This window comes from Mariniflexile sp. HNIBRBA6329, from assembly GCF_043558645.1.
In the GTDB taxonomy this organism is placed as follows: Bacteria; Bacteroidota; Bacteroidia; order Flavobacteriales; family Flavobacteriaceae; genus Mariniflexile.
Map to the genome: position 1 here is coordinate 215,297 of NZ_JBIFXS010000003.1, position 17,118 is coordinate 232,414.

The window sequence follows — 17,118 nt, forward strand, 5'->3', positions numbered from 1 at the left end:
CTAAATTTTAAAACTTCAATTTTTCAGGTAAATACTTTGCTACTAATGCTTTGTAATAGGGAAGCAACGCTTCAACATCTGGCTTAACAGGTGCTTTTGTATATAAATCATAAGGGTTGAATTTTTTAACCCACTCAAACATTTCAACATCTTTATCATTCATTAAATGCGCATAAGCGTTGTCTCTATGCTGTGAGTAAAACGAATGAAATCGAATCATATATAAAGCGGGTTCTGGCAAATAGTCTTTCATTATTTGATAAAGATATTCGTCGTGACCCCAACTCATTTTTACATTATCCAATCCGCAATGTTCAGAGTAAACACCAAACTTAGTGTTAAAACGTTTATCTGAATAATCTGGATTATCTTTAAAAAATTCTGGATACACTATTTTATCTGAATAGGCACAACCTACCGGAAACGTATCACCAACAACAGCCCATTGTGGTTCACCAAAAAGACATAGCACTTTACCTAAATCATGTAAAAAACCAGTAAGCACAAACCAATCTGGATGACCATCGGCTCTTATGGCTTCTGAAGTTTGCAATAGGTGTTGTGTTTGATCTAGATCAATATCTGGATCACTATCATCAACAAGCGTGTTTAAAAATTCTACGGCTTCCCAAATGGACATTTCCTTTTTGTTAAACTTCAAAAATTCTTCTTCCTTGCTGCAAACAAAATCATAGGTTTGATAGGTGTGATTTATTCTATAAAACTCTTTGACCGTTTCCTGTCTATCAGAATCTACATAATTTCTAAATTCCTCCTTTTCCTTTTTCTTTACAGATGGATCTGGATATCTCATTAGCAAATCATCTTCCCACGCATCTAAATTATGTAATGGATTGTCTGTGTCTATTGGTTTTTTCATAAGAATTATATTAAAAAGTTAGAAGACCAAATTATAAATTGAAATAAATATTACAATGGATAATTCCATCAAAAACATGGATAAAATTTAAATTAAAACCATACAATTCAATTAATTACCCTTAAAAAACAGCTTACAATCTACTTCTCATGCCAAAAGTCTTCATCTTTAAATTTCACGGGCTCATAACTATTGTCCACTTTTACAAGCTTATTTAATTCTAAAACTTTACCTCCACCTGCTTGAAAATATTCTAACCTGAAAGGATAAAATCCTTTTCCTAAATATTTAATTCCTTCACGTTCTACTGTCCCATGGCGACCATCATTATTAATGACCATCTTATTATTTACAAACAGTTTAGCACCATCATCTGAAGCTAATGAAAAGTTATATAATCCATCCTTTTCAATTTTAATAAAACCATCATAAACCAATAGAAAATTACTTCTAGGAATATCTTCAGGAAATACAATATTGTTTACCAAGCCCGTTTTTATAGGTTGTAAATTTTTATAATCGGGAATCACTTCCCAATCACCATCATAAAGTTTGTACTTAATGCCTTTTACTGGCTTTTTAAGTTTAACGGATTCGTTATCTAAATTTAAGTCACCATCTACCTCCAGTGTTATTACTGAATGTGGTGGTATATTTATAGTTAACTGATTCTTTTTAAAACTGAAATCTGAGAATAATTTATCACTAATTTGATTAGGATCATCAAAGCTATTGTAAGCATTCAGTTTATTGGCCGTTATAATTTTTCCCGTTACGCCTATCGGATCGAATCCTTTTAAATTGCATACTAATTTCTCATTTTTGGTGGCGTGTAAATTACAAATGGAAATATGCATTTTACCATCATTATCGATTGAAGATGACATATTAAGTGCAGGAACAGATGCACCTTCATACATATAATTTTCACAACTCAATTCTGACGGAACCAAATAAGCATCTTGGTGAACTTTAAACATATCAAAAACATAATACGTTGGTGTAAGCACCATGTTTTCTCCTTTGGTAAGTATCATGGACTGAAGCACATTAACGACTTGCGCAATACAAGTCATTTTAACGCGATCGCTATGATTGTTAAATATATTCAGGTTGACGCCTGCGACTAAAGCATCTCGTAATGAATTCTGCTGATACAGAAATCCAGGATTTGTATTTGGCTCGACATCAAACCAAGTCCCCCATTCGTCTACCACAAGTCCTACTTTTTTATAGGGATCATACGTATCCATAATCGCGGCATGTTTTTCTATAATTTCCTCCATTTTAAGCGTAGATTGCATCACCTTAAACCATTCACTTTCTTTAAAATTTGTGGCCGAACCATTCAAAGTTGTGTAATAATGAAGTGATATTCCCCAAAAATGAGTACCCGTTTCTCGCATCAAAACATCGGTCCAATTGTAATCGGTCGCATTTGGACCAACTGCAATTTGCTTTAAATTATTGGAACCATAATTTCTAAGAAACGTAGAAAATTGGAGTGCTTTGTCTGCATAGTACTGTGCTTTCATTTTTCCACCACAACCCCATGATTCGTTACCAACACCCCAAAATTTAACTCCGTATGATTTTTCTCGACCGTTTTGTTTACGTAGATCAGTCATTGGGCTCACGTTATCTGAATTAAGGTATTCCACCCACTGAGACATTTCTTGAACAGTTCCACTTCCTAAGTTTCCGCTTATATAAGCCTCACAATCTAGCTTTTGGCATAAATCCATAAATTCATCCGTTCCAAAACTATTGTCTTCTGTTACAACACCCCAGTTGGTATTAATCATTTTTGGCCTATCCTTTGTTAAACCAATACCATCCTTCCAATGGTATTCATCGGCAAAACAACCACCAGGCCATCTTAAAGCCGGTACTTGTATTTTTTTTAGAGCCTCCACAATATCTGTTCTAATACCAGCTTGGTTTGGAATTTTAGAATCCTTCCCTACCCAAATACCATCATAAATACAATTGCCTAAATGTTCTGAAAACTGACTATAAATGTATTTGCTAATAATATTGTTATTGCCACTTGTGGCATCTATGGTTGCTGTATTTGTTGTTTGTGCAGAGGTTTTAAAAGCCATAGCAACCACTATGGCAAGGCTTAGTAATGTTTTATTCATTTTATCAAGTTTATTTTCAAATCTTTTATAATAACCAAAACTATAAATGGTGATTCTAAAAGCTCAATGATTAAAAAGGCTTATTATTGATTACGAAAATAAAATTTATAAGATTAAAGGAAATGGATGAATACATCAAGAACATGGATGTATTGAGACAAACCTTTCTATTGGCCTAGAAAAACTAATTAATCAACTTACTTGGAGGAAAACCAAATTGTTTTTTAAAACATCTGCTAAAATATAAGGGATCATTAAAACCAACTAAACTTGTAACTTCTGAAACATTATATTTTTTTGTTTTTAAAAGTTGAGCTGATTTTTTTAAACGAACGGTTCTAATAAATTCATTGGGAGCCAAATCGGTTAATTCTTTAATTTTTCGGTAAAGTTTTGAAGAGCTTACGCCTAACTTATCACACAAAAACTCTGTTGATAGATCTGGCTCACTCATATTATCATTTATTAAAGCAGTCACTTTTTCCATGAATTCTTCATCAATTGGAGAATGTGTTAACAAACCAATGTCGCTTTCTACTTCATCAGAGAATTTTGATTTTAAATCTAACCTTGTTTTTATGACATTTTCTATGACGGTCTTTAACAACGATGGATCAAAAGGTTTAACTAAATATCCGTCAGCGCCCAGACCATAACCTTTAACCTTATCCTCATTTTCAGAAAGTGCTGTTAATAAAATAACAGGAATATGACTTATAAACTCATCGCTTTTTAATTCTTTACAAAAGTCATGGCCATTCATTACAGGCATCATCACATCTGCGACACATAAAATGGGTTTTATTTGTCTGCAAATTTTCAACCCTTCCTCTCCATTTTCTGCTTCGTAAACCTTATAATAATCAGACAGATAGTCAACTAAATATTTTCTAAGTTCATTATTGTCTTCAATAACTAATATTTTTTGCTTTAACTCTGTACTTTGAATTATTTTCTTAGCCGGTAAAACTGGAATTATTGGTTCTTTTATGTCTTTAATATCATATTCAAAAACCTCCTTGTCTTTATAAAAATGGCGAGCTATAGGGATTCTAACTATAAATTCACTGCCTTTATTTGGCTCGCTCTTTACTTTTATTTTTCCTTTATGAAGTTCTACTAATGATTTCACCAACGACAAACCAATACCCGAGCCTGTATTGTTTTCTTTACTATTAGTGGCTTGATAAAACCGCGTAAAAATCTTTTCTTGACTCTTTAATGGGATGCCGATACCATCGTCAATGACTTCAATAACTAAATAATCCTCACTGTCATTTTTTAACCTAATAAACAAGTCTACATTACCATATTTATTTGTAAACTTTAAGGCATTTGACAACAGATTATAAAGGATTTTGTCATACTTGTCGTTGTCTATCCAACCCACAATATTTTCATTTTCCGAAATAAAATTCAACTGAATTTTCTTATTGTAAGCCAGTTCTTTAAACGATTCAAAAATGTTTCTGGAATAATCTACAATATTTGTTTTTGAAACTTTAAGTTTCAACTCTCCTGTCTGCGCTTTTCTAAAATCCAGCACTTGGTTTACTAATGTCAATAACCGACTGGCATTTTGATGAATAAGATTAAATCTGCTTTTTTGATAATCAGTAGCAGTTTCTTTTCCTTCTTCCATTAACTGTTTAGCAGGTCCTAGAATAAGTGTTAATGGGGTTCTTAATTCATGTGATATATTGGTAAAAAACCTAAGTTTTTCATTATTCAATTTAATATCTCGTTCCCTATTTACCTTCTCTGTGAGTAACTCTTGTTTTAATTTAATTCGATTTTTGATCTCTCTTCTTATAAAATAGAAGATTAAAACAAACACAACTGCGAATAAGATAAATGCTTGTGGGGTTAACCAAAAAGGGGGTGTTATTTCTATTTGATAAGAAGCAACCTCACTCCAATAACCGTAACTATTACTTGCTTTTACTTTAAACACATAATCGCCTGGAAACAGATTTGTATATTGTACAGTTCTGGAATTGCTGTTAGTCGTTATCCAAGTCTCATCAAACCCCTCCAACATGTATTGAAATTTATTAAGCCTTTCGTTTGTAAATGATGGTGCTGAAAACTGAAATGAAAAATTACGATTTGCATAACTTAGCGCTACTTTTTTAGTATAATTAAAATTCCTCAAAAGCGGCACTTGCCCATTAATATCCATGCCTGGGAATATTTCCCTATTCTGTATTTTAAATTCGGTAATCATTGGTTTTGGCGAATAGGTATTGTCTTTTATATTATCTGGCGAAAAATAAATGACCCCGTATTTACCACCCACATAAATTCGTGAATTATTAAAATTATAGAACCCTTTCGAGCTAAATACATCTAATCTATTACCGCTCATTACATGATAAACATTGGCTGTTTTTAGCGTTGGATTATATTTTGCGATGCTATTGTTATTTATGTTCAACCATAAATTATCATTGGCATCTAAAGTCATATCCGTAATCCATTTGCCGCGTAATTCCTTCGGTTCAGAAATGAGCTCAAATTCATCGTTTTCTGGCACGTAAACAGCCATTCCATTTCGTGTTGCCGCCCAAACATTTTTATTTGAATCAATTAAAATATCACTCAAATTGTCTTGTGGCAGTCCATTCTTCTTTTCTGGATTATACTTAAATAATTTCGTGGCTTTTGTAACAAAATTATGTCTTACCAAACCTCCTTCAGTCGCAAGCCACAAATCATTATCTACTTTCCTTATGGTATTAATTTCAAAATTGGGCAACAATCTGCCACTAGATCGTTTTGGAATTAGCGTTTTGGAATCCAAAACAACAACACCCTCACCAAAAGACCCCACGAGCAAGGTATTATCATTAAATTTTAAAAATGTAGAAACAGATGCATTCGCAAAACCTGGATCAACGACTTTTGATGTATTTTTTATGTAATCGTAAACTAATATGTCCCCATTCCATAAACCGCAATAAAAGGTGTTACCATCTTCAGAATAAATACACGAAATATCCATCTTAGCATTATGTAAGGGAATGAAAGTCTTTCCTTTAGAAATAAAAAGCCCATTATGCCAAGTGGCTACAATGATTTTTTCATCATAAGTTTTAGCAAACCCTCTAACCCTAGGAATTTGGTCGCCAGTATAGGAAGCAATATCATTATTTATATTAAATTGGTTTTCATAAGGATCATACTTATCCAATCCGTCTTCCGTACCAATCCACAAAACCCCTGAAGCGTCAAAATAAAGAACAGAAATCAAGTTATCTACTAAAGATGTATTATCTGTTAATATGGAATAATACCATTGAAATTTACCCTTTTCAATATCTTCCAATTGGTCACATACTAAAAGCCCTCCTAAAGTTCCAATCCAGAATTTACCATCAGGAGCACGTGCTATTGATACGAAATAAGGTCCTATTTTTTCTCTAAGCAAATCGTCTTTAACATATATATTTATAAAAGTATTAGAAGCTTTATCCAGCTTATAAAGTCCTTCTCTAGTACCTACAAAAATATCCGACTTGAAATCTTCATATATAAAATTTAAATAGGGATTTATATTATTTGAATTTGGAATCGATAATGTATAGGTTCTTAATTCTACAATATTCCCGGCGGTATCCAAAGAAATCTTTGCAACCGAAGCAGTATCATAACTCCCTATCCAAATATTCCCTTTACTGTCTTCATAAATTTTCTTGACATAATTAAATCCTGGGAGATCAACCTTTACAAATTTATTTTCTTCTTTATAAAACAAATAAACACCTGCGCTTTTAGTGCCTACCCAAATTCTATTAAATTTATCTACATAAACAGAACGAATTTCTTCATCAGGCAAACTGTTTGGATTGTTTTTTTCTGGCAAAAAAGTGGTAAACTCTTGAGTATCCAGTTTTAATAACGTTAGCCCTACTCTTGTGCCAATCCAAAGATTATTGGATTTTTCGTCCAACTCCAAAGCCGTTATATCATTACTGTATATACTATTTTCTTCTTGAGTAGAGCTTAAATAATTTGCGAAATGATACCCATCAAAACGATTAAGTCCGGAAAAAGTACCTAACCATAAAAAACCTTGCTTGTCTTGCACAATATGTCTTACCGCATTATGGGAAAGCCCATTATCATCATTATAATGCTCAAATTTTATGTTCTGCGAATTGGAAACACAAAAATTAATTAAGAAAAAAAGCAAAATGAATGCATGTCTGTTCATAAATTGAATTGTACTATGTGATTTGCTAATTTAAAATAATTATACTTCATCTTAATTAAGATGCTATACGTTCTATTTGGTTTATCTTTAGGTTTATTTTAAAATGATTTGAAGGCTGACCTTTTGTTGCTTTATAAAATATTTTAGACCATAAAACAAAATTTTCATTATTTGATTTTTCAAGCTGCCCACAAACCATTTGGTATTGTTTTAATCTTTTAGTCCCAATCTCCGGAACGGCTAATTCATCGGCACACCTCAACCTGTAATAATCAAAAATCATATCATAGCCTGTCCATGATTCAAAATCTTGGATCGTTAAATTATTAGCTAATAATTGTGTCTCAATTTCTAAAGCATTTTTATTTAATAACAGTAAATCTTTACCCGAAAGTTTAACAATTGATTCTAAAAATTCAACAGGGAAATCTTTTGGCAAAAACCTAAGTCGCACCAATTCCTTTAAATGCCATGCTGTAAAATCTTTATAATTTATAGACTTAAGTATGTCTTTATTCCAAATAGTTGAATCTTTCGAATCTTGTAAATAGGCATATTCTTTTTCATAAAAGGGGAAAAGATTATCAAATTTAGCAACGGAATCCACAACGACTGTTTCTACCTCAACTTCTGAAGAAGAACGAATAGTAAGTATTTTATAGGCAGGCATATAAGCTGCTAACGATGGCGTTTGAATATTAAACAAGGTATTGCCTTTTTCTGTTGCCCTAACACCTGTATCATTAATATGCATGTGTCCACCAAAATGAATTTGAATGCCTGCATCGGCAAATGTTTTGGCTACATCTTCATTTGGGACTCTTTGGAGTTGTATTTTATTGCCCCCAAAAAGTGATGCCATTTCTGCAGAAGCATCATCATTAAAATCGATCATAGGGTAATGACTAAAAGCAATTAATAGCTTCCCTTTTTCCTTGGCTTGAGCCGAAACTTTTTTCACCCAATCAACCAGATGGCTTTTATATAAAAACACATTATTATACCCTATGCTTGCCCCCGAAAAGTCTTTTGGATTATCCACATCTCCTGATAATTTTTCAACAGGAACGTAAGCATTGGCATCGATAGCCAACAACCAAATTCCCTTTACCGGTTCGACCAAATAACTCACATCCGGAAGAAACAGAGGGGTGTTTTTGATAGCATACGTTCTTTTATCCAATGACGCTTCTTTTAAGGCTTTATTAAACGTATAATCCTCATAAGCATCATTGGAAAAAGGGGTTTCCCAGTACACATATTCTTTTTGGGGAAAGAATCCGAAATCAGCCATTTCCTGCGTCATTTCTTTATAGCCCCAGTTCTTGATATCTGAGGTAACAATGGGTTCCAACTCGTCTTCTCCGAGCGTTAATTTAGCTTTTGAACTTGTAATGATTTGTTCTTTGCCGCCTTTTCCCAAAAAATCAGTTTTGTTAGTATCTTGGGAAAAAGGTCTTACCGCATCATGATTTCCTGTGGTAACAAAAAATGACATGCCATGCTTTACTGTATATGCATTCAAAATGCGTTTCAAACCTCTTAAATGCACAGGTTGTCCATCATCACTAAAATCACCTGGCAACGCCACTATTTTTATTCCCTTTTTAGAAATATCTTCTAATGTCGCTATAAACGCAAAATAATTTTCATTGAAAATCCGGGTGGATTGCAATTGCGAACTCATGGTTCTAATATTGGCATACTCACCCGTTACGGGATTTGGAATTCCTTTATAATCATTATCTTGAAATGTGCCAAAAATATCTGAAAAATGCACATCGGCAATAAAGGCTATTTTGACGTTTTCTACATCATTTGCCTGCCTTGTTTCACATGCACTTAAAAAAAACAATATGATAAATGATATTCTAACCATCAAAGTAGTTTATTCTTGGTTCGTAATGGACGATAAGCTTCTGGTTTCTTTGTTTGATACCATGATGAAAAAATCAAACTTAATAAAACAAAAAGACAAATGTTAAAAAACTTAAAACGCTCTTAATAATTATTACTTTATTTAATATTCTATTACCATGAATCCGCCAGGTCTTACAATTTGAAATGCGAACCTTGGGTTTATATGGTTTAAATCGGTGGCAAAAACTTCTCCCGATTTTAAAATGGGTAAATTTATTTCTATCGGCTTATCATCACTTGTTTGATATTGCAACTTATACCCCCTAACTGTATAAGAAGGGATACTATTCTTGACTTTAATTTCTATTCTTGCTGTGGAATCATCCATTCTTTCTACTTTAGTAATGTCTATTGGAGACGCTAATTGTTTTAAAACATAGTAAGATGGCTTTGGGTTTAAGGCAACATCTGTAATACCGTGTCTTCTAATTTTAAATTTACCAAAACCTTCTTCCCCCATTTGAGTACGATAATCATTCAAACAAAAATAAATATAACCCATAACATAAGGATGGCTGCTCCATTCTTTAATATGAAAAAGCATATCATCAATTCTACGCGTATCGCCTCCAGAATTTGCTGGTTCACACAAGCCGTTTTCTGTTATAAGTAACGGTCTTTTTCCAATGGCGTTTTTAACTACATCAAATTTATTTGGCAATTCATTTCGATCTTTTCCATGCCAAGTACCAATATATTCATTCCAAGTAGGTATATCGCAAAGCAATGTTTCATCATTTTCTTGTTTTTCCCAAATACGATTAGAAATAATGGTTACAAACCTGGATGAATCTTTAGATTTAACAAAATCGCGCAGTTCTAAATAGGTCTTTTTATCTGTATCACCATTTATTTCGTTGCTAATGCCCCATGAAAAAACACTCGGATGATTGTAGTGTGCCTCTATCATATCATTTAATTGTTTGTGGGCGGTGTTAACAAGTTTGGGTGTTAATCTTTTTGGGTTTTGCCACCAGGGCAATTCTTCTTGAACCAAAATACCATATTTATCCAACAAACTGAGCATATAATCATCTTGTTGCCAATGAAAACGTGTAATACATACATTTAAGTCTTTCATAGAACGCACTATAGAATCCATATAACTATGTGGTTCTGCTATTCCATATTTTGGATTGCTTCCTGGCATATATTCTATCCCTGGCAACCTCACAGGTTCACCATTTAAATAAAATTGTTCGCCTCTAATTTCAACCTTTTTAAAACCAAAAACAGCCATCTTATTATCTGAAATACCTTGCTCCGTTTTGATAGAGCTTTCCATTTCATAAAGATTTGGAGCATCAAAATGCCATGGTTTTATTTTTCCTAACGGAATATATGTGGAGCAATACCCATTATTTACTGTCAATTCTTGTGTAATGGCTTTAATAATTTTATCTGATTGCTTGTCCGTTATAGTAAATTCCAGTTTTACCTTATCAACATCCTTTTCCCATAACTTAATGGTCGTTTTGATAACTCCTGTACTGTCTGTTAGATTGATTTCCGGATCAACATGTACGAATTGAAAAGATGGCTTCCCAGTTGATTCTATCGATACCGATCGAATAATTCCACCGTCATTGACCCAATCAAACGACTTTTCATATGGTAAGTTGTTTTCAGAAAATTCATTATTAACAGAGACTACAACCGTGTTTGTTTTCTCGAAAGAAACAAAATTGGTGATATCTATTGTAAAAGGTGTATATCCTGCATTCAGGTGTTCTCCTGCCTTTTTACCATTTACATAAACAATAGCATCATGATAAACGGCTTCAAATATTATTCGCACACTTTTACCTTTCCAATCTTTTGGTAATTCAATATCCTTTTGATACCATGCCAATCCTGTATAGGCTTCGGTACCAGTTTCAATATTCCAAGTATGAGGCACTTGTACCTCGTGTGATAATTGGTCAGGAATAGCATGTTCCCAATGACCATTTAAACCTAAATCTGTTGAGTCTATAGCAAATCTCCAAGTGCCATCAAGTGACATGTGTGTTATTTTAGGTTCTTGATTCAACGATTTTAAATCAGATTGATCTTTACAGTTTGTAAACAACAACACACTAAATACTAAAACAGTCAACTTTAAAATTTTACTTTTCATTATTTATCATTAATTAAATTATTTAATCATTAAGTTTTGTTTCTTTTGGAAACGCATAACTGGATTTCCATCCTCCCAAATCAATCAGCACTTGATCTAACATAACTCCAGAATCTATCATCCAAATTTTCAGTATATGTTTTCCTGCCTTATTTACAATTTGTTTTACAGATTGTACACTAGCGTTTTTAAGTACATTTTGCATCCATTGCCCACTTCTTCCAAACGTTTGAAAATCAACAATTACAGGTTCTGCATCATCAATGGCTACAGCACAACGCACGCCGCGTTCCTCAAAATCGGCATGTGAGGGAATAGCTTGTAATCTCACATCAGCCTCACCAAAATTAAAGGTGTAAAAATCATATTCTAGCATCGGACTATTTTCCTGAATTAATTTTAAATCGGTTTCGGAATCTGCACTTCTGGGCAAAGCTGCAATCACTTTCCCTGTATAACCTACTCCATCAAACACCTCCCACTTGGCTTCTTTTCCAGCTTTGTTACGAGAAAAATTTTCGGCATGTATAGAGACAAAACCTTTGTCTTCTACAAATCCTGAATAATTTTCTAAAGCCTTAAATTTTGGATTATAAGCTGAAACACCAATAGTAATAGTAGTATCTTGAGTTACAAAATCTATTTCGCTGTTTACTTTATAACTTGGAGGAATTAACTGAAAATCATGACCCAAAGGTGCTTCTTTTTTATTCTCTCCTTGCGGTACTTTATCCCAATCGATACTTACCCATAAACGCTTTTTGGAATTTCCGGAATCACTGCTCAAGGTACCTTGATCTTCGGAAACTTTAATCCAATCGGCTTTAGGGACTGCTTTCCAGGCTACATCACCTAATTCTTTTAAATATGCATCTATAAAATAATGATTATCTGTATAACTATTGAAAACAGGCAAAACATCAGCAAAACTATTAACAATATCATGGTTTACTTCCATTTCGTAACCTTCCAATGCCAATCCTAACGTCGCATTCTCTTTTGGTTTAACAAAAACATTTGAAGGTTTACTAAAAACAGGCAGAAACCTGGGTTGCATCGTCATGATATGATTCCACTTCCCTTGCTGTAAGTCTTCATTATAGTATTTGGTTTCTTTTTGAATACGGTTAAATGCATTGGCAGATTGCTCAGCATAATAATTAGCACTGATTTTACCTTGCTTCGCATCAAAATCATTTTTGAAATGATACAACCATTTTTGATTTATTTTTGAAGCCGCTATCACAGGATAATAAACCAATTGGTAAAAAGCATCTTTACGATTCGCAGAAATGTTTGAATACATAGCTTCTACTTTGGTTTCAATGGCATCATACGCTTGTATTCGTTTTTCAACTTCATCACCATAATGAAACTGTGTGAGTTCTGTGACACCTGCTTTGGTGACAGGTTCCACCTGACTCCAAGCCATGAACTCGGGACGTCTGATAAAAGCAAGCCGATTATTTTCAAACATGATATCGGTAATCTCACTAGCATAATCGTTTCCAAATGCACTGGCATTCCACGCTTTCATATGGTTTTTAACAGCGTTACTTTTTTGAAAAGCATCCATATTCCAAGCCATATCAAGAAACAATTCGATATTATATTCGTGTGGTTTTATATCTCCACAATTTAGAATCCATAAATCACGTGACTGAAACTCGTAGGCCTTAGACATTTCTTCCCACATTAAAACAGGATTGGTAGAGTTAAGCCATAAATAATCGTGCGGACGCCCCCAATACGATGTGTGATAATACACGCCAGCACCACCAGAACGTTTTTGCTCTTCAGGATTACTTAGCTGTCTTATATAACCGTAATTATCATCGGTCCAAACCAGCGTTATATCTTCTGGAAGTTTTAATCCTTCTTGATAATACGTCAACACTTCTTTGTAAGGCACAAAGGCTTGAGATATCTTTTTAGGATCTTTTTTTGTTTCCTTCTTTAAAATAGCTCTTTGGTCGGCAATAATATGTTCTAGCAATTTTACTTGTTGATCGGTATCATCTTCTCCAACAATCATAGGCGAATCATGCTCACCGCGCATGCCTGTTGTATAAATATTTTCATACTTACCAGCTTCCTTAACACGTTTAGTAAACAGGTTTTTTATAACCTCCGAGTTGGTATCATAGCGATATTCTCCCATTGTTTTATGATTCCATTCTGTATTGATATTACTCAACATGGGTTCTGCATGCGATGTGCCAATAACAATAGCATAATCATCTGCAACCTCTTTGTTTTTCGGGTATGAATAAAATGGTTTGGTACTAGAATGCATAGCTGGCCAAATGGTATTGGCTCTTAAGCGTAGTAATAATTCAAAAATTTTAGCATAGGTTTTTGGGCCAATATCACCTGTTTCCGGTTCAAAATTTAAAGCAGCCCAGCGTTGCAAGCCCCAGTCTTCATCATTTAAAAATACGCCTCTGTATTTCACAGATGGCCCGTTATAGTCTTTATTTTCAATAGTGATAACCATCTCATTTTGTTTCGTTGGCGTAACATCTGCCCACCATTCCCATGGTGAAACTCCCATCATTCTTGATATTTGTAGTAATCCATAGGCTGTTGCTCGCCTGTCTGAGCCAACGATTACCAAAGCTTGGTTTACGCCCTTAAAAGGATTTTTAACAACCTGAATACTAAACTGCTCCCACGTATTTTCAATATTAGAAACATCTATTTGGTTGGATTTAATGAGCTGGTCAATACGCTTATTATTACCGATGGTTCCAGCAAGAATGATGTTAGAACCTAAATGGTTAGACACATTAATAGTTTTACCTGTGATGTTTTTTATATCATTTGCTAACATTTTCGCAGCAATTTCAACCACTTTTGCATCCTTTTTATCAATAATAATCTTGCTTAATACACCTTCTTTTACAATTGGAAAATCTGTGGTGCTTTGTGCCTTTACAATGGCTATTTGCAATAAAAATAGAAGGTTGAAAATCTTTAATTTATTCATGATTACTTTTTATTCTTTCATAAGTATTATTACCAAAAGACACTTTAAAATCTGATTGAAATAACGTAGATGGCACATAATAGTCCGTTGAAATTATTTGTGCGCCAGAAGCTTTGGCTTTTTCAAAAGGTGTATAATCGTTACTTCTCGCTTCTTTAGTACCCGAATCTGCTCGTGTCCGAACCATATATCCCTTATTCACTAATTCCTTTATATGTTCAAAATCATTAATAGGGTCATTCAATATTCTAAAGGCTGCTTCTGGATGGCCTTCTTCGCTGTTTACGAATAAAATTCTGTTTTTTAAAGATGCATGACCTTCCAAATAGCTATTAATTTTATTGCTTTTCTCGTCGAGCACAAACAGAAAACGTCCTTTTAAGTCACCCAATTTAGGCCAGCCTTTTTTAAGAATCGCTTCCTCTAATGTTTCAAAATTACCTCGAACCAAATCGGGAGTAATTAATTGCCTTTGAGGAAATACACTTGTAATCTCTGTATCAATACTACTTAAAGCTGTTGCTGAAAAAGGTAATGGCTTACGCAAATTTTCAACGACTTGATCTTTTGTATTCATCAATATGAAAATCGGGGTATGATTCGGATTAAGATCCGACCATTGTTTTAAAGCTTTCAACCCATCTTTAAACAACAAATAGTGACTTCTAAAATCAATATCCTGAATATGAAACATTTTTAAACCTGGCTCCTTTAGTTTCTGTTCGTTATCAAAAACCTGAGGTTCTTCACCCATGGCTTTGACTATTTCTAAGCCTTTAGGATTTGAATAATAACCGCCATTGGGATCATAAAACACATCTAATTCTAAATTTCTCAAACCTAAATCTAATTGTTCCTCTAATGGTATATGTGTGTATTGCAACGATTTTGCTCGAGAAGAATCTAATTGAAATATATAATTGAATAACGGCTTTTCTATGGCTATTTTATAAGAATTATGACTGCCTATAACTTGTATATCATTTAAATGTACATCACTATTATTACAACTATAACTAGCTATCGCTATTATAATTTGAAAAAGATAGTTTTTTAGTGTCGTCCAACTCATTAATTACTGATTTCGATTTTTTTATCATCAAAAACAAAAGTGGGCCTAAAATCAAATTGATTAAGTTTAAATCTGATGGTTATCATGGTTAATTCTTAAACTATAATTAATAAATCTTAAGTACAATAGGAGCCACTTTATGGTGCCCTTCTTTAAACTGAACATGCAACCCTTTATTATTAAACTTGTAAGAACTAAGATTGCCTCCCAACATTTTTACCGTTTTATATTTTTTATTATAATAAGGACTCTTCGTTGATAAAGATTTAATTAATACATCCAGATTATTTTCAGGCCATTCCATGATTACTGCATAAAGCACATCTCCTTTTTTTGTAAAGCGAATATCTTGAGAGGTGTATGCATCTCCTTTTCCTTCATTAAAACCCTGCGCCTTGAGTGGGTTTGCTTTGTCTACTTTTGGTCCCTCACCATAAATATGCCAAGGACGCGTTTCATAAATACCTTCGCTATTAATAGCCATCCATGCTGTAATATCTTCTACTACTTTTAATTCTTTTTCGTCTATGGTACCATCACCTCTAACAGGAACATTTAAAAGAAGATTCCCATTTTTACTAACGATATCGACTAAAATTTGCAGCACCGTTTTGGCCGATTTATAGCCGTTGTTATTATAGATATCTCTTTTATAATGCCAATTACCAATACATGTACAAGATTGCCATGCCTTTTCCTGAATAGCATCTGGAGCGCCACGCTCTACATCCCAAACTAAAGCCTCTTTTTGGTCTTCGTTTAAAATTTTACCAAAAATTACACCTTCAAGTTTCCCCTTATTTAATTCAATATTAGAGTTGTAATAATGTGTAGCGACCTCTAATCCAACATCGCTTATAGGCCACAATGGAAGTACCGTATCATCAAAATAGATTAAATCCGGGGAAAATTTATTTATCATGTCAACTGTACGATTGTAAAAATTAAGACAGTAGTCTTCTGATGGAATAGAAGCACCATTTTCCCAGCCCCACTGATCTCCTGTAACAACTTCCCCTTCACTTCCGGCACTTAATGAGTGGTTTTGAGCATACAATTTTTGAGGGTCTAATCCTTCCCACCATGTACCTATACCATTTTCCTTTGTCAATTTACCATCATAAGATATCCCTGCATATTCTCCTTCTTTATCTGATTTCTGTGACGTTTCATACCAAGTCCACGCATGGGCAGAGTGAATGCTCACACCAAATGGTAATCCATTATTTTTTGCAGCTTTAGACCACCCTTCTAAAATGTTTTTTTGAGGACCAAGAGCAACCGAATTCCATTCTTGATATTTGCTATCCCATAAATCTAAATTGTCATGGTGATTACCCATGGCAAAAAAATATTTGGCGCCTGCACGCTTGTATAACGCCACTAATTTTTCGGGATCCCATTTTTCTGCTTTCCACTCATGTATCACATCTTTAAAACCAAATTCTGATGGGTGTCCATATTGTTTTAAATGAGATTCATATTGTTTTTCCCCTTCCATATACATATTACGACCATACCAATCGCCTTGTTCTGGTTCACATTGCGGTCCCCAATGTGCCCAAATACCAAATTTTGCATCTCGAAACCACTCTGGTATTTCATATTGCTTGAGTGATTCCCAGTTAGGTTCAAACTTACCAGTTTGCATTTTTTCTTTTATACCTTGAGCGTATGTACAAACACTAATAAATACCAATACTAAATTAATTAAAACCTTCATTTATAATTTATTATTTTATGATACCTTGTTTTACATTTAAATTAACACGAGTTAC

The 17,118-nt window shown here is 33.7% G+C and carries 8 protein-coding genes; all 8 read right to left on the reverse strand.

Annotation, left to right across the window (positions count from 1 at the left end):
• Window positions 1-7 precede the first annotated feature (7 nt).
• Window positions 8-880, reverse strand: coding sequence for an inositol oxygenase family protein (locus tag ACGK9U_RS05605; RefSeq protein WP_394465385.1), 873 nt, complete (start codon window positions 878-880; stop codon window positions 8-10).
• Between the two features lie 140 nt (window positions 881-1,020).
• Complete coding sequence (locus ACGK9U_RS05610) at window positions 1,021-3,024, reverse strand: alpha-L-arabinofuranosidase C-terminal domain-containing protein (protein WP_394465386.1); 2,004 nt, start codon at window positions 3,022-3,024, stop codon at window positions 1,021-1,023.
• 184 nt (window positions 3,025-3,208) lie between these two features.
• Window positions 3,209-7,240, reverse strand: coding sequence for a two-component regulator propeller domain-containing protein (locus ACGK9U_RS05615; protein WP_394465387.1), 4,032 nt, complete (start codon window positions 7,238-7,240; stop codon window positions 3,209-3,211).
• Window positions 7,241-7,295: 55 nt separating this feature from the next.
• Window positions 7,296-9,119, reverse strand: coding sequence for a metallophosphoesterase (locus ACGK9U_RS05620; RefSeq protein ID WP_394465571.1), 1,824 nt, complete (start codon window positions 9,117-9,119; stop codon window positions 7,296-7,298).
• A 141-nt stretch (window positions 9,120-9,260) separates the two neighbouring features.
• A complete protein-coding gene (locus ACGK9U_RS05625) occupies window positions 9,261-11,279 on the reverse strand; it encodes a glycoside hydrolase family 2 protein (protein ID WP_394465388.1) in 2,019 nt (672 codons plus the stop codon).
• Window positions 11,280-11,301: 22 nt separating this feature from the next.
• On the reverse strand, window positions 11,302-14,268 hold the full coding sequence (locus tag ACGK9U_RS05630) for a glycosyl hydrolase 115 family protein (protein WP_394465389.1): 2,967 nt from the start codon (window positions 14,266-14,268) through the stop codon (window positions 11,302-11,304).
• Window positions 14,261-15,340 (reverse strand): phosphatidylinositol-specific phospholipase C1-like protein, encoded by a 1,080-nt coding sequence (locus tag ACGK9U_RS05635; protein WP_394465390.1) that lies wholly within the window; start codon window positions 15,338-15,340, stop codon window positions 14,261-14,263. Before ACGK9U_RS05635 ends, ACGK9U_RS05630 begins: the two co-directional genes overlap by 8 nt.
• A 106-nt stretch (window positions 15,341-15,446) precedes the next feature.
• Window positions 15,447-17,063 carry an alpha-L-fucosidase gene (locus ACGK9U_RS05640; RefSeq protein WP_394465391.1) on the reverse strand — a complete coding sequence of 539 codons (1,617 nt, stop codon included), beginning with the start codon at window positions 17,061-17,063 and terminating at the stop codon, window positions 15,447-15,449.
• Window positions 17,064-17,118 lie beyond the last annotated feature (55 nt).